The 24,950-nt window shown below is 67.1% G+C and carries 26 protein-coding genes and 1 pseudogene; 16 read left to right on the top strand and 11 right to left on the bottom strand.

Annotated features, from left to right (window positions below; genetic code table 11):
* Window positions 1-154: 154 nt before the first annotated feature.
* Window positions 155-1,102, bottom strand: a complete 948-nt coding sequence (locus tag ACQR1X_RS30925) for an alpha/beta hydrolase (protein ID WP_316216047.1) — start codon at window positions 1,100-1,102, stop codon at window positions 155-157.
* Between the two features lie 106 nt (window positions 1,103-1,208).
* Here ACQR1X_RS30925 and ACQR1X_RS30920 point away from each other — a divergent pair, with 106 nt between their 5' ends.
* Entirely contained in the window at window positions 1,209-2,591 is a 1,383-nt protein-coding gene (locus ACQR1X_RS30920) for an RluA family pseudouridine synthase (protein ID WP_434892442.1), read from the top strand.
* A gap of 9 nt (window positions 2,592-2,600) precedes the next feature.
* On the opposite strand, the gene ACQR1X_RS30915 is transcribed toward ACQR1X_RS30920, so the two are convergent.
* Window positions 2,601-2,774 carry an RNA polymerase sigma factor region1.1 domain-containing protein gene (locus ACQR1X_RS30915; RefSeq protein ID WP_434892443.1) on the bottom strand — a complete coding sequence of 58 codons (174 nt, stop codon included), beginning with the start codon at window positions 2,772-2,774 and terminating at the stop codon, window positions 2,601-2,603.
* Window positions 2,775-2,832: 58 nt separating this feature from the next.
* Window positions 2,833-3,273, bottom strand: coding sequence for a hypothetical protein (locus ACQR1X_RS30910; RefSeq protein ID WP_434892444.1), 441 nt, complete (start codon window positions 3,271-3,273; stop codon window positions 2,833-2,835).
* An 89-nt stretch (window positions 3,274-3,362) separates the two neighbouring features.
* Here ACQR1X_RS30910 and ACQR1X_RS30905 point away from each other — a divergent pair, with 89 nt between their 5' ends.
* The 4 genes from ACQR1X_RS30905 (at window position 3,363) to blaOXA (ending at window position 7,035) form a co-directional block, all read left to right on the top strand.
* Window positions 3,363-4,145: an ATP12 family chaperone protein gene (locus ACQR1X_RS30905; RefSeq protein ID WP_316177137.1), complete on the top strand. Its 783-nt coding sequence runs from the start codon at window positions 3,363-3,365 to the stop codon at window positions 4,143-4,145.
* A gap of 61 nt (window positions 4,146-4,206) precedes the next feature.
* On the top strand, window positions 4,207-5,856 hold the full coding sequence (locus ACQR1X_RS30900; protein WP_316216051.1) for a flagellar hook-length control protein FliK: 1,650 nt from the start codon (window positions 4,207-4,209) through the stop codon (window positions 5,854-5,856).
* Complete coding sequence (locus tag ACQR1X_RS30895) at window positions 5,853-6,134, top strand: EscU/YscU/HrcU family type III secretion system export apparatus switch protein (protein ID WP_315714536.1); 282 nt, start codon at window positions 5,853-5,855, stop codon at window positions 6,132-6,134. Before ACQR1X_RS30900 ends, ACQR1X_RS30895 begins: the two co-directional genes overlap by 4 nt.
* Window positions 6,135-6,216: 82 nt before the next feature.
* Window positions 6,217-7,035, top strand: coding sequence for an OXA-1091 family oxacillin-hydrolyzing class D beta-lactamase (gene blaOXA, locus ACQR1X_RS30890; RefSeq protein ID WP_434900241.1), 819 nt, complete (start codon window positions 6,217-6,219; stop codon window positions 7,033-7,035).
* Window positions 7,036-7,199: 164 nt separating this feature from the next.
* On the opposite strand, the gene ACQR1X_RS30885 is transcribed toward blaOXA, so the two are convergent.
* The 3 genes from ACQR1X_RS30885 to ACQR1X_RS30875 form a co-directional block, all read right to left on the bottom strand.
* The gene (locus ACQR1X_RS30885; RefSeq protein ID WP_316177142.1) at window positions 7,200-7,685 is read right to left on the bottom strand and encodes a hypothetical protein; all 486 of its coding nucleotides are present in this window, start codon (window positions 7,683-7,685) and stop codon (window positions 7,200-7,202) included.
* A gap of 100 nt (window positions 7,686-7,785) precedes the next feature.
* Entirely contained in the window at window positions 7,786-8,754 is a 969-nt protein-coding gene (locus ACQR1X_RS30880) for a dienelactone hydrolase family protein (protein ID WP_316177144.1), read from the bottom strand.
* Between the two features lie 307 nt (window positions 8,755-9,061).
* Entirely contained in the window at window positions 9,062-9,496 is a 435-nt protein-coding gene (locus ACQR1X_RS30875; RefSeq protein WP_316177145.1) for a DUF4260 domain-containing protein, read from the bottom strand.
* A 125-nt stretch (window positions 9,497-9,621) separates the two neighbouring features.
* Here ACQR1X_RS30875 and ACQR1X_RS30870 point away from each other — a divergent pair, with 125 nt between their 5' ends.
* From ACQR1X_RS30870 to ACQR1X_RS30850, 5 genes and pseudogenes are all read left to right on the top strand, one after another.
* Window positions 9,622-11,154: an acyl-CoA carboxylase subunit beta gene (locus ACQR1X_RS30870; protein WP_315800948.1), complete on the top strand. Its 1,533-nt coding sequence runs from the start codon at window positions 9,622-9,624 to the stop codon at window positions 11,152-11,154.
* Window positions 11,155-11,538: 384 nt separating this feature from the next.
* Window positions 11,539-11,997 carry a hypothetical protein gene (locus tag ACQR1X_RS30865; protein WP_316177147.1) on the top strand — a complete coding sequence of 153 codons (459 nt, stop codon included), beginning with the start codon at window positions 11,539-11,541 and terminating at the stop codon, window positions 11,995-11,997.
* A 221-nt stretch (window positions 11,998-12,218) separates the two neighbouring features.
* A complete protein-coding gene (locus ACQR1X_RS30860; protein WP_315800946.1) occupies window positions 12,219-12,878 on the top strand; it encodes an alpha/beta hydrolase in 660 nt (219 codons plus the stop codon).
* 56 nt (window positions 12,879-12,934) lie between these two features.
* Window positions 12,935-13,248: pseudogene (locus ACQR1X_RS30855) on the top strand (hypothetical protein).
* Between the two features lie 129 nt (window positions 13,249-13,377).
* Window positions 13,378-13,737, top strand: coding sequence for a twin-arginine translocation signal domain-containing protein (locus ACQR1X_RS30850; RefSeq protein WP_316216058.1), 360 nt, complete (start codon window positions 13,378-13,380; stop codon window positions 13,735-13,737).
* 95 nt (window positions 13,738-13,832) lie between these two features.
* Here ACQR1X_RS30850 and ACQR1X_RS30845 read toward each other — a convergent pair whose 3' ends face one another.
* Entirely contained in the window at window positions 13,833-14,837 is a 1,005-nt protein-coding gene (locus ACQR1X_RS30845) for an alpha/beta fold hydrolase (protein WP_434900240.1), read from the bottom strand.
* A gap of 105 nt (window positions 14,838-14,942) precedes the next feature.
* The gene (locus ACQR1X_RS30840; protein WP_315714525.1) at window positions 14,943-15,641 is read right to left on the bottom strand and encodes an ArsR/SmtB family transcription factor; all 699 of its coding nucleotides are present in this window, start codon (window positions 15,639-15,641) and stop codon (window positions 14,943-14,945) included.
* 75 nt (window positions 15,642-15,716) lie between these two features.
* Between ACQR1X_RS30840 and ACQR1X_RS30835 the strand changes: the two genes are divergently transcribed.
* Window positions 15,717-16,031, top strand: coding sequence for an NIPSNAP family protein (locus ACQR1X_RS30835; RefSeq protein WP_434864135.1), 315 nt, complete (start codon window positions 15,717-15,719; stop codon window positions 16,029-16,031).
* A gap of 46 nt (window positions 16,032-16,077) precedes the next feature.
* Window positions 16,078-16,896, top strand: coding sequence for an isocitrate lyase/PEP mutase family protein (locus ACQR1X_RS30830; RefSeq protein WP_434895621.1), 819 nt, complete (start codon window positions 16,078-16,080; stop codon window positions 16,894-16,896).
* 69 nt (window positions 16,897-16,965) lie between these two features.
* Here ACQR1X_RS30830 and ACQR1X_RS30825 read toward each other — a convergent pair whose 3' ends face one another.
* Both ACQR1X_RS30825 and ACQR1X_RS30820 read right to left on the bottom strand, forming a co-directional pair.
* Entirely contained in the window at window positions 16,966-17,274 is a 309-nt protein-coding gene (locus ACQR1X_RS30825; RefSeq protein ID WP_315800941.1) for a hypothetical protein, read from the bottom strand.
* Window positions 17,275-17,487: 213 nt separating this feature from the next.
* Window positions 17,488-17,901, bottom strand: coding sequence for a hypothetical protein (locus tag ACQR1X_RS30820; RefSeq protein WP_434895620.1), 414 nt, complete (start codon window positions 17,899-17,901; stop codon window positions 17,488-17,490).
* Window positions 17,902-18,050: 149 nt separating this feature from the next.
* Here ACQR1X_RS30820 and ACQR1X_RS30815 point away from each other — a divergent pair, with 149 nt between their 5' ends.
* Entirely contained in the window at window positions 18,051-18,695 is a 645-nt protein-coding gene (locus tag ACQR1X_RS30815; protein ID WP_316177159.1) for a trimeric intracellular cation channel family protein, read from the top strand.
* A gap of 63 nt (window positions 18,696-18,758) precedes the next feature.
* On the opposite strand, the gene ACQR1X_RS30810 is transcribed toward ACQR1X_RS30815, so the two are convergent.
* Window positions 18,759-18,935 carry a hypothetical protein gene (locus tag ACQR1X_RS30810; protein ID WP_434900239.1) on the bottom strand — a complete coding sequence of 59 codons (177 nt, stop codon included), beginning with the start codon at window positions 18,933-18,935 and terminating at the stop codon, window positions 18,759-18,761.
* Window positions 18,936-19,012: 77 nt separating this feature from the next.
* On the opposite strand from ACQR1X_RS30810, the gene ACQR1X_RS30805 reads away from it, so the two are divergent.
* From ACQR1X_RS30805 to ACQR1X_RS30795, 3 genes are all read left to right on the top strand, one after another.
* On the top strand, window positions 19,013-22,504 hold the full coding sequence (locus tag ACQR1X_RS30805; protein ID WP_434900238.1) for an indolepyruvate ferredoxin oxidoreductase family protein: 3,492 nt from the start codon (window positions 19,013-19,015) through the stop codon (window positions 22,502-22,504).
* Between the two features lie 865 nt (window positions 22,505-23,369).
* The gene (locus ACQR1X_RS30800; protein ID WP_315800937.1) at window positions 23,370-24,518 is read left to right on the top strand and encodes a thiolase domain-containing protein; all 1,149 of its coding nucleotides are present in this window, start codon (window positions 23,370-23,372) and stop codon (window positions 24,516-24,518) included.
* A complete protein-coding gene (locus ACQR1X_RS30795) occupies window positions 24,518-24,907 on the top strand; it encodes a Zn-ribbon domain-containing OB-fold protein (RefSeq protein ID WP_315800936.1) in 390 nt (129 codons plus the stop codon). Before ACQR1X_RS30800 ends, ACQR1X_RS30795 begins: the two co-directional genes overlap by 1 nt.
* The last annotated feature ends 43 nt before the right edge of the window (window positions 24,908-24,950 follow it).

Here is a 24,950-nt window from a genome sequence, read left to right as displayed (position 1 = left end):
TGCTTGACGAATCGAGCCAATTTTGAGGTGTCAACCATGTCTCCGAACACCTGTCAGCCATGTCCCCGGGCTGAACAGCAGCGAAGCAATCCAGAGTCCTCGCGACGCCCTGGATTGTTTCGCTGCGGGTAATGACGGTGGAGGGAGCGCGCTACTACTTCCCCGTCTTGACGAACTCCGCAATCTCCCGCGTCAGCCGGTCGTCCTCGGTGTTGATCGCATACACCTCCGACATGTGGCTGTGCTGCGGCAGCATCACCGCGCGGGCGCAGCCGGACGGTCGCTTGCAGGCGGCCTGCTTGAGCAGATCGAACTGCTCGACGAAGCGCGGCGGGTCGAGCTCGGCGGAGACGATCATCAGCGGCAAGGGCGAGGCTTGCAGCCCCTGCAGCGACGAGCGCTCCTTGAAGCGCGAGGGATCGGTGCCGAAATAGGCCATCTCCTGGTCGCCAAGCGGCGTCGCGGTGAGGTCGTAGACGCCCGAGGCCATGATCGCGCCCGCAAGGCCGCCGCCGGCGACCTTGTGGAATTCGGGATGCGCCACATAGGTCGCGACGTGCACCGCGCCGGCCGAATGGCCCATCAGATAGATGCGCGCGGGATCGCCGCCGTTCTCGGCGGCGTGGGCGGCCACCCATTGCACCGCGCTGGCGACATCCTCGACGCCGGCAGGCCAGGGGAATTTCGGCGCCAGGCGGTAGGTGATGTTGACGCCGATGAAGCCGCTCTTCACCGCCCACAGCATGATGTTGTCGTAGAACGGGCCGTCCGGCGTGGTGCGCTTGTTGCCGCCGATGAAGGCGCCGCCATGCACGAAGATCAGCACCGGCCGGGGCGCGGCCGCGGCATCCGGCGTGAAGACGTCGAGCAGATTGCGTTCGGCCGTGCCGTATCTCACATCGCGCTGCACCTTGACGCCGGTGTAGGGTTCCTTGGCCTGCAGCGGCGCGTAGATCGCGGCGGTCTTCGGCGGGGCGATGACCCGGCCGATCTCGATCAGCTTCCAGGCGATGTCGTCGGGCATGGGGCTCTGCTGCGCCTGCGTGGCGGTCGTCGCCAGCGTGGCTGCCAGGATCGCCAGGCCCAGTCGCGTGAGCGTCATTCGAATTCGCTCCGATCAGTCTCGATGGCCCAAGCGGCCGACTCACAAGCGGATTTATCGCGATTTCGCCGTGACTGGCAGGGGCTTTTGCGATACGCAACCTGCCATGAGCCGCCGTATCAAGCGAACCCAGACCCGATCCGATCGCCCGACCGATCGCCGCAGCGAGCGGCCGAAGGCCGAGGCCGCCCGCAGCGCAGGCGCCGCGGCCAAGCGTGAGTCTGCGAAGCGTCCCGATGCCGAGCGGCCGCGGCGCGACCGTTTTGCCGGTGACCGCGAGGCGGCACCGCGCGGCGATTTCGGGCGCGGCAAGGCCGAGCGCAGCCGTGCGCCGCGCGCCGAGGGAGAGGATCGCCGCGACAGCTTCGCCCCGCGCGAGCGGCCGCCGGCCAAGCGCGCCGGTGCCGGCAAGCCCGCGCGGTTCAGCTCGGAGCGTGCCGAGCGCAGGCCTGCGGCGCTGCCGCCGAAGAAGGTCGAGCCGGAGACGCCGCTGCTGCCGACGAAGGTGCAGACCGTGGTGGTCACGGCCGACGAGAACAACATGCGCGTCGACCGCTTCCTCGAGGCGCGCTTTCCCGGCCTGTCGTTCTCGCACATCCAGCGCATCGTCCGCAAAGGCGAGCTGCGCGTCGACGGCAAGCGCGCCGACTCCAAGGATCGCCTTGAAGAAGGCCAGAGCGTGCGTATTCCGCCGCTCAAGCTGGACGCGCCGAAGGAGCGCGCCGGCCTCACCGAGGGCGAGCGCAAGACGCTGGAGAGCCTCAAGGCAATGACCTTGTACGAGGACGACGACGTGCTCGTCCTCAACAAGCCGGCCGGGCTCGCGGTGCAGGGCGGCTCCGGCATGACCCGCCACATCGACCAGATGCTGGAGGTTATGCGCGACGCCAAGGGCCAGAAGCCGCGGCTCGTGCACCGCATCGACCGCGAGACCTCCGGCTGCCTGCTGATCGCCAAGACCCGCTTCGCTGCCACGCATCTGACCGGCGCCTTCCGCAGCCGCTCGGCGCGCAAGATCTACTGGGCGCTGGTGGCGGGCGTGCCCAAGCCCAAGCAGGGCCGCATCTCCACCTATCTTGCCAAGGAGGAGAGCGAGGACGACACCATCATGCGCGTCGCCGCCCATGGCGACGAGGGCGCCAGCCACGCCGTGACCTATTACGCCGTGGTCGAGGCCTCGGCCAACAAGCTCGCCTGGGTGTCGCTGAAACCGGTGACCGGCCGCACCCATCAGCTGCGCGCGCACATGGCCCATATCGGCCATCCCATCGTCGGCGATCCCAAATATTTCAACATCGAGAACTGGGCGCTGCCCGGCGGCCTGCAGAACCGGCTGCATCTGCTGGCGCGCCGCATCGTCATCCCGCATCCGCGCGGCGGATTCATCGACGCCACCGCGCCGCTGCCGCCGCACATGCTGCAGTCGTGGAACCTGCTCGGCCTCGAGCACGACCGCTTCGACCCGATCGAGAACGCGCCGGAGGAGTGAGCGGCAGATTCAGCTCCTCTGCTCAACGAGCTGAATGCCCGCGTCATGAAGCGCCAAGAACACGTCTTCGACGTCCTCGGGCGGGCGTTCCGGACCGAAAAGGTCGTTCAGCTCGTCGAACGTGATCTCGCCGTCCGGCTCACTCAGCGCGATCGCGCGACGAATGAGCTCGGCCACAGTCATGGTTATCCTCCTGAGGTGGGCCTCTATCTAAGGCGAGGAGAGTCGATCCCGCCGCGGCTCACTTCCGGAACTGCTCCAGGAATAACCGCAGCGAATCGTGCGGCGTTTCGACGTCGAGGATGACCCAGCCGTCCGGCCCCTTGACCACGATGAAGTTCATCATCACGCGGTGGCCCTGGTTGTCGAAGCTGGCCGCCACATACGTCTTGTCGAACTGCTTGCGCAAGATCGAGATCGCGACCGGGCCGAGCTTCCAGCGTGGGCTCTGCACCAGGAAATCGTAGGGCTCACGCCGCGGCGCCGCCCAGGCCCCGGCGAGGCTCGGATCGAAGAACTGCCGCGCGGTCTCGGCCGTCCGCGGCAGCCCGGCGGAGAGCTCCGGCGCGCCCCGGCCGTAATGCGCATAGACGTTGCGCACCAGCGATTCCGGCGAGCGGAAGCCGGCGGCGGCCTCAACGGCGCTGCCGAGCAGGACGAGGGCGGAGAGCAGCGGACGCATCGGCAGCTCGCATTTCGGGCGGACAGGGCTTATCTACCGCGAAAACAACGGATCCCGTGTGATCATCCCGCGAGAGGGCTGGAATTCTGATGCGTGAACTGTTTGACGAGGTCGTCGGCCGGTCGCCGCTCGATCCGCAGGAATCGGCGCGCCAGGCGATGCGGACGCCGCTGCGCAAGCGCTTCTACAAGGAGGCCGGGACCGCCGCGGCCGAGGGCGGCTTCAACGTCACCCTCGACGGCCGGCCGATCCGCACGCCGTCGGGGCGCGTCGTCATCGTTCCCGCCGGGGAGCTGGCGGAGGCCGTCGCCGCCGAGTGGCAGGCCCAGGGTGAGAACATCGATCCCGCCACGATGCCGCTGACGCGGTTCGCCAACAGCGTCGTGCAGTCGGTGGTCGACCGCACCGACGCGGTGCGCGAGGACATTGCCAAATATCTCCAGTCCGACCTGCTGTTCTACCGGGCCGGTCATCCCGAGGGGCTGGTCGCGCGCGAGGCCGAGCATTGGGACCCGGTGCTGGACTGGGCGCGCGACGGCCTGGGCGCGCATTTCATCCTGTCCGAAGGCATCATGCATGTGGCCCAGCCGGAGGCTGCGGTGCAGGCCGCGCGCGCTGCGCTGCCGACCGGCCCGTGGACGGTGGCGGCCGCGCATGTCGTCACCACACTGACCGGCTCGGCGCTGCTGGCGCTGGCGCTGGTGCATGGGGTGCGCGACGCCGATCAGGTCTGGGCGGCAGCCCATGTCGACGAGGACTGGAACGTCGCGCAATGGGGCGCCGACGAGGAGGCGATGAGCCGTCGCGCCGCCAAGCAGATCGACTACCAGGCCGCCGTCCGCATCCTCCGGGCAGTCGACGCCGCGCTCTGAGGCCGGTTAACGCCGGGTTTAGGGGCACCCGCTAGGCTGTGCGCGTAACCCGAGTACGCGCATGGTCCAGAGTGTCACCCCGTCGCCTTCCGTGAGCGCCGTCCGCGGCGTCGGCAGCTCGCCGGCCGGAACCACGGTGGCGGCAGCGACCACGCTGCAGGCCGGCGCACTGGTCAGCGCGAGGGTGCAGCAGGTGCTCGCCGAGAACCTGGTCCAGGTCGCGATCGGAAACCTGTCGATGGAGCTCGCGAGCGAGCTGCCGCTGCAGGCCGGCCAGACCGTGCAGGTCGCCGTGTCGCAGACCGCGCAAGGGCTGCAGCTCGCCATCGTCGGGCAGGGCGGCAGTGCTGCCACTGGCACCACCGGCACCCCGACCCCGGCCGCCACCGTCGTCGACGTCACCGGCCGGCTGGCACCGGCGCTGCCGCCACCGCCGGATCCGCTGACCGGGCTGGAGCGGCTCGCATTGTCGATCGCCAGCGAGGAGGCGGCGACCCGCCAGGGCAGCCAGGGCCAATTGTTCGCCGATCTCCAGGCCGTCGCCGACTCGCCGAACCTTCCACCGGCCTTGCGGGCCGCCGTGGCGCAGGTGCTGGCGCAGCAGACGCCGCTCTCGCCGGCGCTGACCGCGGAGGATGTGCAGACCGCCGTGCAGCAATCCGGCCTGTTCCTGGAATCCTCGCTCGCCAATGGCACTACCGGCACCGGCACGCCCGACCTGAAGGCGGCGCTGATCGTGCTGCGCCAGACGCTGGCGACGGTGCTGCAGACCGCCGAGCCCGGCATGGCGGCATCGGCGCAGCCGTCGCCCGGTGGCTCCTATGCCTCGGTGCTGTCCGAGGCCGGCCGCGCCGCCGCCGCGCAGCAACAGAGCGGCGCTCCCTCGCTGGTGCCCGACATCGAGATCGAGCTGCCGCCCCAGCCCTGGGCCACGGGAATGGGACGGCCCGACGCCGCATCCGCCGGCTTCACCGGCTCGGCGCTGATCGAGGCCCTGACGGGCGCCAAGGCGCAGTCGCTCACGCCCGGCACGGTGCTGGCCGTGCTGCAGGAGGCGCAGCAGCAGATTCCGCGCGCCGCGGGCCTCGTTCCCGGACGCAACGCCAACGGCCGCGCCGATATGGTCGTGCGCACCAACACCCCGCCGCCGCCGTTCCGCGGGGCTGCACCGATGCCGCAGGCCGTGGCGATGCCGACGCTCGGTCCCGACACGCCGCTGTCGGCGATCGCGCACCGGCTGCTCGACGAGACCGACCAGGCGCTGTCGCGCCAGACCCTGCTGCAGGTCGCCTCGCTGCCGGATCGCCCGGACGCCTCGACCGCGCGCACCGACCCGGCGCCGCCGCGCTGGAACTTCGAGATTCCCTTCGCCACCCCACAGGGCACGGCCATGGCGCAGTTCGAGATCGCGCGCGACGGCGGCACGCAATCGCCGGACGCCGCCAAGCGCGTCTGGCGGGCGCGCTTCTCGCTCGACGTCGAGCCGGCCGGCCCGGTGCACGCGATGATCTCGTTCAGCGCCGAGCGCACCTCGGTGCGGATGTGGGCCGAGCGTCCGGTCACCGCCGCGCGGCTGCGCGCCGGCCTTGCCGACCTCAGCCAGGCCCTCAGCCGTGCCGAGCTCTCGCCGGGCGATCTCGTGGTGCAGGACGGCGCGCCGCCGGCCGTGATGCCGCCCAGGGCCGGCCATTTCCTGGATCGCGCGCTATGAGCATCGAGGTGAAGGCCGCCAACAAGACCCAGCTCGCCGTCGCCTTGCACTACGACAAGGGCCAGGGCGCGCCGCGCGTCGTCGCCAAGGGCAAGGGCACGATCGGCGCCAAGATCATCGAGGTCGCGAAGGCGCACGACATCCCGATCGAGGAGAACGAGGTGCTGGCCGGCGCGCTCTCCAATGTCGAGCTCGGCGACGAGATCCCGGAGGAGCTCTACAAGGCCGTCGCCGAGGTGCTGGTGTTCGTGCTCAACCTGTCGCGGCCGATGCGCTGAGCGCGCCGCATTTGTGATCTCCGTCATGCGTCGGTCGTCACCGCCCTGTGGTAGGGAGGGCGAACGACGACGGAGATTTGCGATGCCCATGATGAGCCGCCGCCACGCGCTCGCCCTGATGACCGGCGCCAGCCTGTTGCCCGCGCGCGCATTTGCGCATGTCGCACCGCCGCGCAACGAGATCCGCGGCGATCTCGCCAAGCGCTTCGCCGACGAGAACACCAAGGGCACGTTCCTGGCCTACAAGGTCGAGGAATATCTCATCATCGCCAGCGATGCCGATCGCTCCGGCGAGGCAAAGCTGCCCGCCTCGACCTTCAAGATCGCGAACTCGCTGATCGCGCTGGAGACCGGCGTGGTCGAGGATCCCGACAAGGATGTGTTCAAATGGGATGGCGTCACGAGATCGATCGAGGCCTGGAACAGGGATCACACCTTGCGCAGCGCGATCGCGGTCTCCGCCGTGCCGGTCTATCAGGAGATCGCGCGCCGCATCGGTCCCGAGCGGATGCAAAAATATCTCGAGGAGCTCGACTACGGCAATCACGACATCGGCGGCGGCATCGACCAGTTCTGGCTCACCGGCGCGCTTCGCATCGATCCGGTGGAGCAGGTCGATTTCATCGATCGCCTGCGCCGTGGCGCGCTGACGGTGTCGAAGCGCAGCCAGGATCTGACGCGCGACATCATTCCGACGACCAAGGTCGGCGACGCCGTCATTCACTTCAAGTCGGGATTGCTCGGCAAGGAGCAGGGCTCACTCGGCTGGATGGTCGGCTGGGTCGACAAGGGGGATCAGCCGACCGTGTTCGCGCTCAACATGGATTGCCCGGAGCCGCGTCACGTCGAAGCCCGCATGACGTTGACCCAAGCGTGCCTGAAGGAGATCGGCGCGTTGTGAGCGTATCGTGAGGCGCGCATGCTCTCACCACCGTCATTGCGAGCGTAGCGAAGCAATCCAGTGTGGTGTGTGGGACTCTGGATTGCTTCGCTGCGCTCGCAACGACGTGGATAGAGCGGCGCGTTGCTACGCGAAGCAACGATATCGTGGCGACCTAGCGTACGTCACCGCCGCGCCAGCTCCAGGTCGACGCCCCTGATGTCCGTGCCGGCCGGGCGGATCGACACGGTCTGCCGGCGTCCCTGCGTCGTCAGCGACAGGCCGGCGGAAAACGTCTGCCCGCGCGCCTGGGCCTCGATGCGGTTGCCGACGGCGCGGCCCTCGATCGTGCCGGACGCGTTGTGGCTCGACTCGCTCCATTGCCCCGAGATTTCGCCGCCGCGATAGGCGACGTCGCTGGAGAGATCGATGTTGTAGCTGTCGCTGGCGCAGCGGATGTTGAGCCGGAGCTGCTCGCCGGCGCCGCCGACGTCATAGGCCGCGCGGCAGCGCAGCCGCTCCTGGTTGCCGTCGGACAGGCTGATCACGCCGCCGCCGGTCCAGGAGCCCTGCAGCCCCCGGAACGGCGCGGCAGGCGCCGCATGGGCCGTGCCGCCCAAGGCGAGGGCGGTCAGCAAAGTGGGGATCGCAAGGCGAGAGGCGCGCATCATCGGGCTCCGTTTCATCGTCGAAAAGCGAGCGACAACGCAGCAAGACCCGATACGTTCGATCTGTCACCTCAAAAATTGATCCAAATCGTTCTATTTTTGCTCACGACAGCTTGAACAGCGCGCGCAGGAAATCCGTCACCGCCTGGCGCGCCGCCTCGGCCGTGGCCGGATTGCCGCCGACATGCGGATCGAACTCGACGCAGGCGTCCTGATAGGTGAAGGGCTGCTGCGTGTCGGCATTGATCAGCATCCCGCCGTCGCTCTCCTTGATGCGGCAGTTGCGCACGGTCTGCGCCTTCGGCGCGACGGCGAGCATGTTGGCGCCGAGCAGGCCGAGATCGAAGCCGTGCGGCGAGTCCGCGTATTCCGTCAGCGCGACGTCGCGGCCCGCGGCCTTCAGCCGCTCGACATAGGCCTTGCAGGTCCGCACCGGATTGTAGTCGTCCGGCCCGCCGTGAAAGATCCGGATCGGCCGCGCCACGACGTCGGTGTCGCCGAGATAGGTCGTCGAGCAGTCGGGATAGAACGGGATATAGGCGGCGAACTGCAGCCCGGAATTGTTCCAGCGCCTGTGGAAGCGCTCGAGGCTCGCATACAGCGCCGCCTGACCGCCGCGTGAAAAGCCCATCAGCACGATGCGCTCGGGATCGACGCGCGGATGCTTCGCCAGCACGTCCAGCGCACGGTAGATGTCCATGATCAGGTTCAGCCGGCCGAGCTGGGCCTGGTTGGTGCTGGTCGCGGTGATGCCGCGCCCGGTGAAGCCGTCGATCGCGAAGGTCGAGATCCCCATCGCATTGAAGGTGCGGCTCCACGCCGCGATGTTGGCGCCGACGCCGCCGGAGCCGTGCATCAGCACCACCACCGGCAGCCTGCCGCTGCCCTGCGCGACGCGCATTTCGCCGACGACGGTCACCGGCTTGCCGCCGTCGTCGCCGGAGAGGAACTGCCGATCGGATAAGGTCAGCGACGGGATCGGATACATCTCGACCCGGGCGGGCATATCCTTGGTGAAGCCCTGGGCGCTGGCGCTGCTGCCGAAGTCACCGGCCAAGGCTGTCAGCAGCATCGTCACGGCCACCGCCGCCTGTCGGCAACGGGACCCTCCAACGGCGCGGCGCGGTCGATGCGAGAGGGCGACACGAGCGCCCACGGCAAGCATCGATGAGGCAGCAACAATGAGTCGCTCCATGACCGTCCTCCTGGCTCGCCGCTTGTGGCGCGGCTTTGCAACCAAGTAGAACGAGCGATCGCGGAGCTGTCAAACAGCCGTGCGCGGCGCGCTGGCTGACAGCGGTGGACAACACCGAGCCTGGTGCGCCGCGAAACAAGGGGCGGCGCGCCTCTTTGAGACTCCGGCATCTCGGACCGCGGTGTCAGGGTCGACGAACTCCGCCGATCCGGCCGAGATGGGTGAAGCCGAAGCCGTCGGCATATTTCAGCCCGTAGCCGGCGAGCCGGTCGACGCCGACATGGGCCAGCCAGATCGTGGCGATCTCGACCACCAGTGGCTGTCCGGCCGCCAGCCCGATCGCGAGCAGGGCGGCGGGTGCCAGCGTGCTGTGGACGGCATTGTAGGCCACGGCGCCGATCCGCGGGCCGCCGAGATAGGCGGCGAAGCTGACGTCGGGCGCCAGGAACAGGGCCGCGAACAGCCACCACGAGCCGCTTTGGTGGGCGTAGAAGGCGATCGCCGCGGCCGCCAGCACCAACCCTTCGAGCCGCAGCAGCAGGCGCAGGCCGCCCTGGACGGCGCCACGCGATGTGCCCAAGGGCTCAGTGACCAGGTCCGGTTGCGCGGCCATATCCATGATTCTGCTTCCAATTCCGAGCTGTGGGAGGAGGGGCGGCACTGCCGAAAGCGGCTTTCCGGCTTCGAAATAGCCGTGTTAGAAGGCCGCCAACAGTCACGACATCGGGAACGGGCGGGAAGCGCATGAAGGACATTCTGGACACCCTCGAGGAACGGCGCAAAGGCGCCAAGCTCGGCGGCGGCGAGAAGCGCATCGAGGCGCAGCATGCGCGCGGCAAGCTGACCGCCCGGGAGCGCATCGAGCTGCTGCTCGACAAGGGCTCGTTCGAGGAGTTCGACATGTTCGTCGAGCACCGCTCGACCGAGTTCGGAATGGAGAAGACCAAGGTGCCCGGCGACGGCGTCGTCACCGGCTGGGGCACCGTCAACGGCCGCAAGACCTTCGTCTTCGCCAAGGATTTCACCGTGTTCGGCGGCTCGCTGTCCGAGACCCACGCGCTGAAGATCACCAAGCTGCAGGACATGGCGATGAAGGCGCGTAGCCCCATCATCGGCCTCTATGACGCCGGCGGCGCCCGCATCCAGGAGGGCGTCGCGGCGCTCGCGGGCTATTCCTACGTGTTCCGCCGCAATGTGCTGGCCTCGGGCGTGATCCCGCAGATCTCCGTCATCATGGGTCCCTGCGCCGGCGGCGACGTCTATTCGCCGGCCATGACCGACTTCATCTTCATGGTGAAGAACACCAGCTACATGTTCGTCACCGGCCCCGACGTCGTGAAGACCGTCACCAACGAGGTCGTCACCGCGGAGGAGCTCGGCGGCGCCTCGGTGCACGCGACGCGCTCCTCGATTGCCGACGGCGCCTTCGACAACGACGTCGAGACGCTGCTGCAGATGCGCCGGCTGATCGACTTCCTGCCGAGCAACAACAGCGACGGCGTGCCGGAATGGCCGAGCTTCGACGACATCGAGCGCGTCGACATGTCGCTCGATACCCTGATCCCGGACAATCCGAACAAGCCCTATGACATGAAGGAGCTGATCCTGAAGGTCGTCGACGAGGGCGACTTCTTCGAGATCGCGGACGCCTTCGCCAAGAACATCGTCACCGGCTTCGGCCGCATTGCGGGGCGCACCGTCGGCTTCGTCGCCAACCAGCCGATGGTGCTGGCGGGCGTGCTCGACTCCGACGCGTCGCGCAAGGCCGCGCGCTTCGTGCGCTTCTGCGACGCCTTCAACATCCCGATCGTCACCTTCGTCGACGTGCCCGGCTTCCTGCCGGGCACAGCACAGGAATATGGCGGCCTGATCAAGCACGGCGCGAAGCTCTTGTTCGCGTACTCGCAGTGCACCGTTCCGCTGGTCACGGTCATCACCCGCAAGGCCTATGGCGGCGCCTTCGACGTGATGGCGTCGAAGGAGATCGGCGCCGACATGAACTACGCCTGGCCGACGGCGCAGATCGCGGTCATGGGCGCCAAGGGCGCGGTCGAGATCATCTTCCGCGCCGACATGGCGGACCCGGACAAGATCGCCGCGCGCACCAAGGAGTACGAGGACCGCTTCCTGTCGCCGTTCATCGCCGCCGAGCGCGGCTATATCGACGACGTCATCATGCCGCACTCCACCCGCCGCCGCATCGCGCGTGCGCTCGCGATGCTCCGCGACAAGAAGATGGAGATGCCGGCGAAGAAGCACGACAATCTGCCGCTGTAGGCATCGGCTCGAGCCGTCGTCCTCGCGGGCGGCGGCGACAAAATCATTGCGAGCTGCCGCGTGGCCCTGGATTGCTTCGCTTCGCTCGCAATGACGGAGAACGCGGCGCGCGCGCCGGGCGCCGTCGCCGTCCTGCTGCGTCGGCCGGGGGATGAGAGCCCGCCGCACCCATCGTCATTGCGAGGAGCGCAGCGACGAAGCAATCCGGGGGCCTCGTGCCCGGCTCTGGGTTGCTGGTCGCATTGCGGGAATTGCGGCAATCCGGAGCCGGGTCGGGCCCTGGCGTTAAGCCTGTCGCTTAACTAACCTTTAACGATGGGTTTGCGGGAACTGGGCCGCTGGCCTAGCCTTGTCGGGTGGGTCGGAAGAGTAGGGTCGCGTATCATGGCTGACAGAACATCGGCATTTCGGAATTCAGGCGTTTTCGTCGTCTGCGCGGCGGCCGCTGCGCTGATCTTCTCGACCGAGGCCGCATCGGCCCGGTCTGGCGCCGCGGTGGCTGCCGGTCCCGTTGGACCGAGCCAGGTCGTCCGGCCGGCGCCTGGGATCAGGCCCGGCCTGCGTCATCACCATTATCGCGGCGCTCGCGCCTATCTGCCGGCCGCCGGCGCCTTCGCCTATGGCGGTTATGACGAGCCCGTGCCGCAGCAGATCCCGGAGCGGACCTCGGCCGACGTGCGTTACACCTATACCTACGACGTCCCGTGGGACTGGGCCCACCGCTTTCCACCGAACGTCGTGCCATCCGATCGCCCCTACGTATCGAGCTGCCCGATGCAGACCGTGACGGTGCCGGGACGCCGCGGCGGCGATCACACCGTCACGATCACGCGCTGCTACTGACGTCTTGAGCCAGCTCAATGCGATCGGCGTGATCGGACGCTAGACATTGTCAAATACCGACCGGCTTCGCTCGCGCGAGGTCGCGAGGTGACGAGGCCCGGACTCCTAGGCACTCCGGGCCTCGTTGATTTCTGATAGCCTCCCGCGGCAGCGCGAGTCCGCGCGGGGAGGCTCCGATGATCAGACCGGCGAATTGGATACGTATCTGGCTGGCAGTTGCGATGTCGGCTGTCGCAGCCGGAGCAGCCTTCGCCGATGAGACCGTGACGATCGGCGGCTCCCGCGTCGCGCTGATCAGGCCGGCCTCGGTGCGCGCCAGCGTGATCCTGCTGCCCGGCGGTGACGGCGCCATCCATGTCGGCGAGCGCGGCGACATTCACGGCCTGCTCGGCAACCAGCTGGTGCGCACGCGCAACGCTTATGCCGCACGCGGGCTCGCCGTGATGGTCGCGGACACCAGTACCGATCTGAAGGCCGCGGTGGACTACATGGCCACGATCAAGCGGCCGGTGACGGTGATCGGCACCAGCCGCGGCACGTTGCGCGCCGCGGAAGGCATCGCGCGCGGTGCCCGGCCGGATGCGTTGGTGCTGACCTCGGGCTTCCTCAGTCCGGAGTCGGGGAGCTCCTCGAACGTGATGTCGATCCTCGGCTCGCCCTCGGCCTTGCCGCGGACGCTGGTCATCCATCATACCAGCGACGCCTGCAAGTTCACGCTGCCGGCAGGCGTCGACCCGTTCATCAGATGGTCCGGCGGCCGGGCGCGCGCGAAGTGGCTGTCGGGCGGCGCGGAAGAGGGGGATCCCTGTCAGGCGCGCGGCCATCACGGCTTCAACGGGCTCGACGGGCAGGTGGTCGGCCTGGCCGCGGGGTTTCGCTGAGCTGCGGATTGCGGGTCGACTCCGGAACAACACCAACGTGGTCCGGAGGAAACTCGATGCCGTCAGCCATCTTCGTCGTGCGCGCGACCGTGCCTGATCCCGCCCGGCGCGATGCGTTCGATCGCTGGTATCGCGACGTTCATCTGCCCGACGCGATCAGGAGCTTCGGCGTGCGCAAGGCGTGGCGGGTGTGGAGTCTCGCTGATCCCAGGGTGCATCAGGCGATGTATCAGTTCGATGCCATCGCCGCGGTGGAGCGTGCGATCGGCGGCGCGAGATGAAACGCCTGACCGCCGATTTCAATCGCGACTGGCCCGACGTGACCCGGACGCGCGAGAGCTTCGTGCTGGCGCAGACGGTCGACGGCTGAGCTTGCGTTGCCTTCGACGACGAAGGCGTGGCGCTTCCATCACCGTACTGCGATCCGGTTCAGCTCACGTTCAGGTGATCGTCCGAATACTCGCTCCATGCTCGGGCTCGCGGATCATGGAGGCGTGCGATGGAACGACGGAATTTCCTCAAGCTGGCATTGGGGCTCGGCTGTGCAGCGGCGGCCGGCGCCGTGCTTCGCACCAGCGATGCGGTCGCCGCGCCGCTCTCGCCGTCGCCGCTGAACGAAGCCGCGCCTTCAGCCAGGGATCAGCACGTCGAGCGCGCGGTCGGCTCGCAGGACGAGGCCGATCGGCTCGCGCCGGAGCAGGTGCGCTGGGGACACCACGGTCATCATCACGGACATCACGGCCACGGCCATCACTGGGGCTGGCGCCGGCGGCATTGGGGTTGGCGGCGCCGCCATTGGGGCTGGCGTCACCATCATCGGCACTGGCGCCGCCATTGGCATCGGCGCCACTCCTGGTGATCGGCCCGGCCGCGTTGCGGCCAGGCGCCGTTTCGGACTCGTGATTGCGGCACGGCAGGGATCGGCGCGATCCCTGCCGGTCGTGTCCGTTTGAACTACCTGCCGAGGAAGTCCAGCAGCAGCGCGTCGTATTTGTCCGGCGCGTCGAGGAAGACGAGGTGGCCGGCATTGGCGACCACCTCGGCGCGGGCATCGCGCATCCGGCTGGCCAGGTCCTTTGCCAGCTCGGCGTTCTGGCCCATCTTCGCTCTCAAGGCTTCCGGCGCGTTCGGCCGTCCCGGCGCGTTGTGATCGTCCGCGCCCATGATGAACAGCGTCGGCTGCGTCAGCAGCGGGATCTCGTGCACCACCGGCTCGCGGTAGATCATCTGATAGGAGCTGACGAAGCTCTTCAGCCAGCGCGGATAGTCGGCGCTTTGCTTCAGGTTGAAGCGGGCATCGATGAACGGCGTGACCTGCTCCGGCGGCAGCTTCAGCGCGTAGTTGGTCTCCAGCTGCTTGCGATAGCCGTTCGACGTCAGCCGGTCCTCGCTCTCGCTGATCTTTTCCGACGGGACCGGCGGCACGTAGGCGCGGTAGTCCTCGAGCCCGATCGGCGCGGTCAGCACGAGATGCGCGACCCGGTCGGGATAGGCGCGGGCGATGCGGACGGCCAGCATGCCGCCCATCGAATGCGCGACGATGTCGGCCTTGGCGATGCCGAGGTGATCGAGCAGCGTCATGGTGTTGCGCGCCAGCGTGTCGAAATGCAGTTCGCCCGACGGCTTGGTTGATTTGCCGAAGCCGACCTGGTCGGGCACCACGACGCGGAAGCCGGCGTCGGTCAGTGTCTTGATCACGGGCGCCCAGTAGCTCGAGGGGAAGTTGCGGCCGTGGAGCAGCAGCGCAACGCGGCCGTTCGGCTGCGCCGGCGCGACATCCATGTAGGCCATGCGCAGCTGCTCGCTGTCGTTGACCAGGGGCAGCAGGCTGACCGGGTAGGGATAGGCGAAGCCTTCGAGGTTGATGCCATAGGGCTCGCGCGGCATCTCCGCAGCGCGGGCGGCGATCGGCGCGACGGTGAGCAGGGCAGCGCAGAGCGCGGCAGCGAAACGGGACATGGAGACTCCGGGAGCGAGATGGGGTCGTCAACCGTCTCGCCGTGCCCTGCGTTCGCTCTGGCCGCAATGCACGAAGGCATTGCTGCGATAAACAGCACGTGATCGTCAGTCCTCGGCCGGACCGAACAGCGCCGCGAAATGCTTTTCGCCGGCGCGGCTGAAATTGACCACGCGACTGCCTGGAGTGGCATCGCGCGCCGCCCATTTCAGCTCGGTGAAGCGCTTCATCAACGCTGCGCCGAGCGTGCCGGCGAGATGATGCCGCCGCGCGCTCCAGTCGAGGCAGGCCTTGCAGACGGGCCGGCGCGGATGCGCCAGCATTTCCGGCGAGATCCGCAAATGCTGCGCCAGGAAATGTTTGCCGTCCTCGGTCAGCACGATCTCCTGCTTGCGCCGGCGCACCAGCTTCTGCCGGGTCATGCTATCGAGCATCTGCACGCCGAGATCGCCGGCAAGATGATCGTAGCAGATGCGCGCCCGCCGCAGCTCCGGCTCCTTCGGCCCGGTGCGCACCCGCATGTGGCCGGCGCGCGCGGCAAGGCCGGCGAGCTTCTCCAGCACGTCGGCGACGTCCGGATCGGCGAGCCGGTAGTAGCGGTGACGGCCCTGTTTTTCCGGCTCGACCAGGCCGCCGCCTTCGAGCTTGGCAAGATGCGAGCTCGCCGTCTGCGGCGTCACGCCCGCTTCCTGGGCGAGCTCGGTCGCGGTCAGCGCCCGGCCCGAGAGCAGCGCCGTCAGCATGTTGGCGCGGGCGGGATCGCCGACCAGCGCCGCCACCATCGCAATGTCCGGACCCGATTTCATAGTTCGATGCTAACCGAAGCATTCTCGCCCCGCAAGCGGATAGTGTCGATGATACGAAACTTACCGGAGGTTGTCATGGCCATCACCGTCTTCATCCGCTATCGCATCGATCCGCATCAGCGCGACGTGTTCGAAGCCTACGCCAGGCGCTGGCTGTCGATCATTCCCCGCTGCGGCGGCGACCTGATCGGCTATTTCATGCCTCATGAAGGCACCAACGACGTCGCCTATGGCCTGATTTCATTCGACAGTCTCGCGGCTTACGAGCGCTATCGCGCAACCTTGCGCAACGATGGCGAGGGACGGGCGAACTTCGCACTCGCGGAGGAGCACAAACTCATTCTGGGCGAAGAACGAACATTTCTGCGCAATGTCGTGGCGGCGCCATGAGGGCGGGACTATCCTGGTGCAATGAAGAGATGCATGGGAGGATGACATGACGGTGACCAGCACGGCGGACAAGCGCGCGGCCTTTCGCAAATTGCACGAGGCCGGCTGCTTTATTTTGCCGAACCCGTTCGATGCCGGCACGGCGAAAATGCTGCAGCATCTCGGCTTCAAGGCGATCGCCTCGACCAGCGCCGGCTTCGCGTGGTCGATCGGCAAGGCCGACACCGGCACGACGCTCGACGAGATGCTCGCGCATCTGGCGGCGCTGTCAGCGGCGGTCGACATTCCCGTCAATGCCGATTTCGAGGGCGGCTTCGCCGATGCCCCCGAGGGCGTGGCCGCCAACGTCACGCGTGCGGTCGCGACCGGCGTCGCGGGTCTGTCGATCGAGGACTCCACGGGTGACAAGGATGATCCGCTCTACGAACGCGAACTGGCGGTGGCGCGCATCCGCGCCGCGCGCCAGGCGATCGATGCCAGCGGCGGCGATGTCCTGCTGACCGGCCGCTGCGAGGCTTTTCTCTGGGGCAAGCCCGACCTCGCGCTGGTGACCGAGCGTCTCACGGCCTATGCCGAGGCTGGCGCGGATTGTCTCTACGCCCCCGGGATCAAGACGGTCGAGGAGATCATGGCGGTCGTCAAAGCGGTGGCGCCAAAGCCGGTCAACCTGCTGATCGGGGCGTCCGGTCTCTCACTCAGCCAGGCCGCCGAGCTCGGCGTGCGCCGCATCAGCGTCGGCGGTTCGCTGGCGCGGATGGCCTGGGCCGGCTTCATGCGCGCGACCAGGGAGATGGCCGAGCAGGGCACCTTCACCGAGCTGGCAGGCGGCTATCCCGGCGGCGAGCTGAACAAGCTCTTCGGTTGAGTTGGGCGATACGCACGTAGAAAAGCCGCGGACTTGCCGCGGCTTTTCCAATCCGTTCGCTACGACTATTCAGTAGCGGTCCGTTCCGATGCCGACGCTCACGCCGGGGGCGCGGATGCCGATGCCGTCGCGGTGTTCATAGGTGCGACGCTCGATGTAGCGCTCGCGCGGCGCATAGGCATAGGAGTCGCGGTCTTCGTGAATGATCACGCGGCGCTCGTGGCGCTCGCGCCAGCAATGGCCGTCCTCGTTGCAGACCATGCGGACGGTCTGGACGTCGCGCTGGGGGACGGCCGACACGTCGACCGAGAGCGGCGCAGCCTGTGCTGCGGTCATCACGAGCGTGCCTGCTGCGGCCGCGAGAATGAAAGCCTTCATCACGAATCTCCTCCAATCAGTGTGGGTCAAAGTGCCGCACAGGCAATCGGCAAGCGCGCAGATCGTTCCACCTTGAAACTCGTTTGTTGGCGCCATAACGCGCGCGCCGATATCAGCCTTGGTGATGAGCGGGCGCAAAAAGGCGGCGGACGATCGCTCATCCGCCGCCCGAGTTGAGAACGGCGGCACGCCGTTCGTGAGATAGTTGACGAATTACTTCGCGTTGTTGGTGTTGGTCGGAGCCTTCGGGGCCGGCGGCGGCGTGGTGCGGTCGCCCGCGGCGCCGGTGGTCACGCCGGACGAGCTGTTGCTGCTGCCATTGCTCGTCGACGCCGACTGCGAGGCGGGCGTCGTGCTCGCCTGATCGCTACGCATCGATATGTTGTTGAGGCCGTAGAACACGGCGCCGAGCAGGATCGCGATGCCCAGGGCGTAGGCGGCAATACGGCCGGTCGAGGCGGAGCCTTCCCTCAGCTCGGGATCGGGCTGCAGCTGGCTGTCCATCCGCGCCGTGCGCTCGTACTCGGCAGCGGTCATGTCAGCACCGGCCATGCCGGGGCGCGTGGTCATGTCCGGCCGGTTGATGCCGTCGGGATAGCGTTCGTTCGGGAGCCGTTCGTTGGCCATGATGTCCTCCTTTGCGATTGTCACCCGACAACCAGCGCAGCCCCGGCTCTGTTCCGCGAAACCTTGCGAATTCCCCAGTCGATCCGTTGCGTGCCGCGCTAAGGTTCCTCGCCTACTTTGCGATTCTCTGTCCAGCTGGAGCCCCCTCGATGTGGAACCTGCCGCCCGGTGACAGCGTGCTGCATCTGTTGACCTGGGTGGCGCTGGCGGCGCAGGCGATGACGGCCGCGCTCGCGGCGGGACGCCGCAGCATGGACTGGATGGGCGTCTGTTTGTTGGGGGCGATCACCGCGCTCGGCGGCGGCACCTTGCGCGACGTGCTGCTCGGCCACTATCCGCTTGCCTGGGTCGAGCGTCCGTCCTTGCTGCTGCTGACCGTGCTGGCGCCGTTCGTGACGATCGCCATGGCCCGCCTGGTTCACCGGCTGACCATGGCCTTCCTCGTTCTCGACGCGGTCGGCCTCGTCGTGTTCACGATGACCGGCTGCGACATCGCCTGGCAGATGAACGTGCCGATCGGCATCGTCATCGTCGCCGGGATGATCACGGGCTGCGCCGGCGGCGTGCTGCGCGACATCCTGTGCAACGACGTGCCATTGCTGTTTCGCGCCGAGCTCTACGCCAGCGTCTCCCTCGTCACGGGCCTGGTCTATGCGACGGGGCTGTCGCTCGGCATCGCCAGCGGATGGTGGACGGCGCTGACCTTCGCGCTCGGACTGTCGTTCCGGCTGCTCGCGATCCGCTATAAATGGAACATGCCGCGCTTCGTCTTTTCAGGTGAGGAGCGCGGCTGAACGGCGGCGGTCCTATCGCATTGCACAATTCGTTGGGGCCAGAATCGCGCCGGCTACAACGGTTCAGTCACCGTCCGCCGAGCCGCCAAAGCCATCGCGCGCATCATCCCATTTCGCGGCAGCCGCCGTTTTCGACACAAACCGCAAAAGCCGCAGCCGGCTGCCGCCATGAAATTGCGATTTCGGTTGGCTGCCCTGCGCGAACGAGATTTGTGATGCGCATTCTTCAAAAGCAGACATAAATGATTGGCAGAACGCGCGCTTCCGCCGTCCGGCGGCAGTCGCGCACCCCTGATAAAGCACGGCAAGAGGGCGGAATGGGACTCAACGAGAGCGAGATCAATCTCGACCAGAAATACACCGCAAGCTCCGGCCATATCTTCCTGACCGGCATCCAGGCGCTGGTGCGGCTGCCGATGGCCCAGATCCGGCGCGACCGCGCCGCGGGCCTCAACACCGCCGGCTTCATCTCCGGCTACCGCGGCTCGCCGCTCGGCGGCTACGACCAGCAGCTGTTCTCCGCGCGCAAGCATCTCGAGCAGTACAACATCAAGTTCCAGCCCGGGGTGAACGAGGACCTGGCAGCGACCGCCGTGTGGGGCTCGCAGCAGCTTCATTTGTCGCCCGGCGGCAAGTATGACGGCGTGGTCGGCATCTGGTACGGCAAGGGCCCCGGCGTCGACCGCTGTGGTGACGTGTTCCGCCACGGCAATGCCGCGGGCTCCGCCAAGAACGGCGGCGTGCTCTGTCTCGCCGGCGACGACCACGGCGCCAAGTCCTCTACCGTGCCGCACCAGTCCGACCACGCCTTCATGTCGGCGCTGATGCCCTACCTCTATCCCTCGTCGATCCACGAGATGATCGAGATGGGCCTGCTCGGCATCGCCATGTCGCGCTATTCCGGCTGCTGGGTCGGCATGAAGGTGATCACCGAGACGGTGGAGACCACCGCCGAGATCAACCTCAACGACGAGATGACGCCGTTCGTCATTCCCACCGACTTCGAGCTGCCGCCGGGCGGCCTCAACCTGCGCTGGCCCGACGACCGCTTCGACCAGGACCGCCGGCTGCAGGACTACAAGGGCTTTGCCGCGATCGCCTTCGCCCGCGCCAACAAGGTCAACCGCATCACGATGGACTCGCCGAACGCCCGCTACGGCATCATGGCGTCGGGCAAGAGCTACGAGGACATCCGTCAGGCGCTGCGCGAGCTGGGGATCACCGAGGAGGTCGCCGCCAAGATCGGTCTCAGGCTCTACAAGATCGGCATGCCCTGGCCGCTGGAGCCGGAGGGCGTGCGCCAGTTCGCGGTCGGGCTCGAGGAGATCTTCATCGTCGAGGAGCGCCGCGAGATCGTCGAGAACCAGGTCAAGCAGGAGCTGTTCAACTGGCGCGATGACGTCCGCCCGCGCATCGTCGGCAAGATGGACGACCACGACAAGCGCTTCCTGCCGTTCGCGACCGAGCTCTCCGTCGCCTCGCTCGCGACATCGCTCACGGAACGCCTTCTCCGCCTCGACCTCAATCCCGAGATCAAGGCGATGCTGCGCGCCAAGGCCGACTGGTTCAACGGCCGCGACGCCTCGCAGATGCAGCTGGTCTCGCCGGTGGCGCGCACGCCGTATTTCTGCTCCGGCTGTCCGCACAACACCTCGACGAAAGTGCCCGAGGGCAGCCGCGCGCTCGCCGGCATCGGCTGCCACTTCATGTCGCTGTGGATGAACCGCAACACCGAGACCTTCACGCATATGGGCGGCGAGGGCGTGCCGTGGGTCGGCATCGCGCCGTTCACCAATGAGGAGCACATCTTCGCCAATCTCGGCGACGGGACCTATTTCCACTCCGGCAGCCTCGCGATCCGCCAGGCGGTCGCCTCCAAGGCCAACATCACCTACAAGATTCTCTATAACGACGCCGTCGCGATGACCGGCGGCCAGCGCCATGACGGCGATCTGTCGCCGCAGCAGATCACCTTCCAGCTGCATTCGGAAGGCATCCGCGAGATCTACCTGGTCTCGGAGAATCCAGACTCGTACCCGAGTGACAGCATCGCGCCCGGCGTCAAGCTGGCGCATCGCGACGAGCTCGACAACGTCATGAAGACGCTGCGCCAGACCAAGGGCGCCTCGGCCATCGTGTTCGTGCAGACCTGCGCCGCCGAGAAGCGCCGCCGCCGCAAGCGCGGCACGATGGAGGATCCGCAGCGCCGCGTCTTCATCAACCCGGCCGTCTGCGAAGGCTGCGGCGACTGCTCGGTGCAGTCGAACTGCATCTCGGTCGAGCCGCTGGAGACCGAACTCGGCCGCAAGCGCGTCATCAACCAGTCGTCCTGCAACAAGGACTATTCCTGCGTGAAGGGCTTCTGCCCGTCCTTCGTGACCATCGACGGCGGCAAGCCGCGCTCGCGGGCTCCGGCCGAGCTCGGCGACATCGGCGTGATGCCGGAGCCCCTGACCAAGCCGTCGCTGGAGCGGCCCTACAATGTCGCCGTCGGCGGCGTCGGCGGCACCGGTGTGCTGACCATCGGCGCGCTGCTCGGCATGGCCGCCCATATCGAGGGCAAGGCCTCGATGATCCTCGACATGTCGGGCCTCGCGCAAAAGGGCGGCGCGGTGCTCAGCCACGTCCGACTGTCGGAGAACACCGCCGACGTGACCTGCTCGCGCATCGTCACCGGCACCGCAGATCTCGTCATCGCCGCCGACGAGGTGGTCGCGGGTGCCAAGGAGACGATCACGCTGTGCGATGCCGAGCGCACCCATGGCGTCATCAATAGCCATCTCATTCCCACCGCCGACTTCGTGCTCAACCGCGACTTCAACTTCCAGAACCGCAAGGTGACGAGCCTGCTGGAAACGGCGCTGCGCAAGGACTCGACGTTCTTCGACTTCACCAAGCCGGCAGAGGCACTGCTCGGCGACTCCATCGCCACCAACATGATGATGATGGGCTATGCCTATCAGAAGGGCCTGCTGCCGCTCTCGGCCGAGGCCATCGAGAAGGCGATCGCGATCAACGGCGTCGCGGTCAAGATGAACACCGAGGCATTCCGGCTCGGCCGCCTCGTGGTGGTCAACCCCGAGCGCGTCGCCGGCATGATGACCGGACAGGACGAGACGGTGCCGCCGAAATCGCTCGACGCGATGACGCTGGACGAGATCACCGCCCATCGCATGACCTATCTCACGGCCTACCAGAACGCCCGGCTCGCCAAGCGCTACCGCAAGCTGGTCGACCAGGTGCGCGAGGCCGCCGACAAAGGCGGCTACGGCGAGGCACTGCCGCGCGCCGTTGCGATCAACTACGCCAAGCTGCTCGCCTACAAGGACGAGTACGAGGTGGCGCGGCTGTTCTCCGACGGCACCTTCGAGAAGCAGCTCCACGACGCCTTCGAAGGCGATTACAAGATCTCCTTCAACCTGGCGCCGCCGATCTTCAATTCCGGCCTCGATCCCCAGGGCCGGCCGAAGAAGAAGAGCTATGGCCCGGGCATGATGAAGATGTTCCGGCTGCTGGCCAGGCTGAAGGGCCTGCGCGGCACGCCGCTCGACATCTTCGGCTACTCCGCCGAGCGCAAGATGGAGCGCGACCTGATCGCCGGCTACGAAAGGGACGTCGCGACGGTGCTCAGCCTCTTGTCGCCCGCCAATGCCGACATCGCCGTCGAATTCCTGTCGCTGCCCGACAAGATCCGCGGCTACGGCCCGGTGAAGGACAAGGCCGTGCAGGACGCCAAGGCGCGCTACGCCCAACTCGCCGCCGATTTGGCGAACCCGCCGCCGGCACCGCGCCAGATGGCGGCGGAGTAGGGCGCTCTCTCCGTCATCGCGAGGAGCACAGCGACGAAGCTATCCAGAGCCATCGCGGGACTCTGGATTGCTTCGCTTCGCTCGCAATGACGCGGAGAGAGCCGTAGCCCGCATGAGCGAAGCGATATGCGGGACGGCTGTCCCGGGTGTCGCTGCGCTCACCCGGGTGACAGGCCTCGTTCAAATTCTGATTTGCAGATTTATATTGACGAATATCGGAAATCGTGCTTTATTGCCGCCATCCCGCCTCACTCGGAAGGGGCGTTGCGCGCGATCGTCACGACACGCGAGGCGGGGAGCGATGGCCGCGATGGAGCCGCAGCGTGTCCAAGGGATGCGCGGACGAACGGTTCGGCGCGGACGTGAAGTCGCAGCGTGCTGGCACCCCGACGCTGGTGTCACGTTCGTGACGGCGCTGACGCGCCGCGCGGATCATGGTGGCCAACAAGCCCGGCGCACCAGGCAGACTGCGTATAAGCGTGAAGACCATCGCGCAGGGAAGGCCGGGTGTTCTCGGCTGCACCTGTGGTACCTGCCGCCTGCATTTTTTTCGCAGGCGGGCCGCAGGCGTCAGCCGACGCCTGGCCTTCCCTGCGCCCTCCGATTCGACGAGGGCGAACAAGATCAGCATGACCCGGGCAGTGATGTCGCGGGAGTGCTGGGTCACGTGTAGTTCGATATGTGCTCGCTCGCGCCACACGATCGCTGTCGTCCCGGGTCAAGCCCGGGACGACGGCTGAGTGAAGGGCGAGACCATGCGTCATCTCCACCGCGCGGAATATTTTCACCGCTTGCCAAGCCTCATGCGAGGGTCCAGAAAATCTCCAACCATTTGGGGACGAAACGACTGAAAGCGGAGACGGAATTGACCATCAAGGGCAAGGCCTACATTGCCGGGATCTACGAGCATCCGACCCGGCACGCACCGGACAAATCGACGGCTCAACTGCATGCCGAGGTCGCCAAGGGCGCGCTCGAGGATGCCGGGCTCAGCGCCAAAGACGTTGACGGCTATTTCTGCGCCGGCGATGCGCCGGGCGGCGCCTGGCCGATGGTCGACTATCTCGGCTTGAAGGTGCGGCACATCGATTCCACCGAGACCGGCGGCTGCTCCTATCTGATCCACGTCGGCCACGCCGCTGAGGCGATTGCCGCCGGCAAATGCTCGATCGCGCTGATCACGCTGGCCGGCAAGCCGCGCACCGGCCCGATGCCGCCGCGCGCCGCCGGCGCGGAAGCCGACTTCGAGATGGCCTATGGCGCCACCACGCACAATGCCTACGGCATGTGCGCCATGCGCCACATGCACGACTATGGCACCACGTCGGAGCAGCTCGCCTGGATCAAGGTCGCGGCCTCGCATCACGCGCAGTACAATCCGCATGCGATGCTGAAGGAGGTCGTGACGGTCGAGGACGTGATCAACTCGCCGATGATCTCCGATCCGTTGCACCGCATGGATTGCTGCGTCGTTACCGACGGCGGCGGTGCGCTGATCGTGACCACGCCGGAGATCGCCAAGAGCCTGAAGAAGCCGCTGGTGCGGCTGATCGGCCATGGCGAGGCGATGAAGGGGCCGCGCGGCGGCAAGGACCTCGATCTCACTTATTCCGCCGGTGTGTGGTCCGGCCCGCGCGCCTTCGAGGAGGCGGGCGTGACCCCGAATGATATCAAATACGCCTCGATCTATGACAGCTTCACCATCACGGTGCTGATGCAGCTCGAGGACCTCGGCTTCTGCAAGAAGGGCGAGGGCGGCAAGTTCGTCGCCGACGGCAACCTCATCTCCGGCGTCGGCAAGCTGCCGTTCAACACCGATGGCGGCGGCCTGTGCAGCAACCATCCGGTCAACCGCGGCGGCATGACCAAGGTGATCGAGGCCGTGCGCCAGCTGCGCGGCGAAGCTCATCCGAAGGTCCAGGTGCCGAATTGCGACCTCGCCATCGCCCATGGCACCGGCGGCCTGCTCGGCGTGCGCCACGCCGCCTCGACCTGCGTTCTGGAGCGCGTCTGATGTCCGAAGCCAAGAAACTTCCGGCCCCCGTCACCAATCCCGAGACCAAGGCGTTCTGGGATGCCGCCGCCGAGGGCAAATTCATGATCAAGCGCTGCACGGCATGCGGCGAGGCGCATTATTTCCCGCGCTCGATCTGCCCGTTCTGCTTCTCCGACCAGACGGTGTGGGAGCAGAGCGCGGGCGAGGGCGAGATCTACACGTTCTCGATCATGCGCAAGTCGCCGACCGGGCCCTATGCGATCGGCTACGTGACCTTGAAGGAGGGGCCGTCGCTGCAGACCAATTTCGTCGATTGCGATTTCGATGCGTTGAAGATCGGCCAGAAGGTGAGGGTTGTGTTCAAGCCCACCGACGGCGCCCCGCTGCCGTTCTTTACACCGGCGTAGGTGAGTGAGCACGGATGCGGCTCCACGTCATTGGAGCGAAGCG

The sequence above is a fragment of the Bradyrhizobium sp. HKCCYLRH3073 genome (genome assembly GCF_051167995.1).
In the GTDB taxonomy this organism is placed as follows: Bacteria; Pseudomonadota; Alphaproteobacteria; order Rhizobiales; family Xanthobacteraceae; genus Bradyrhizobium.
This window is presented reverse-complemented; position numbering and strand designations above follow the sequence as displayed.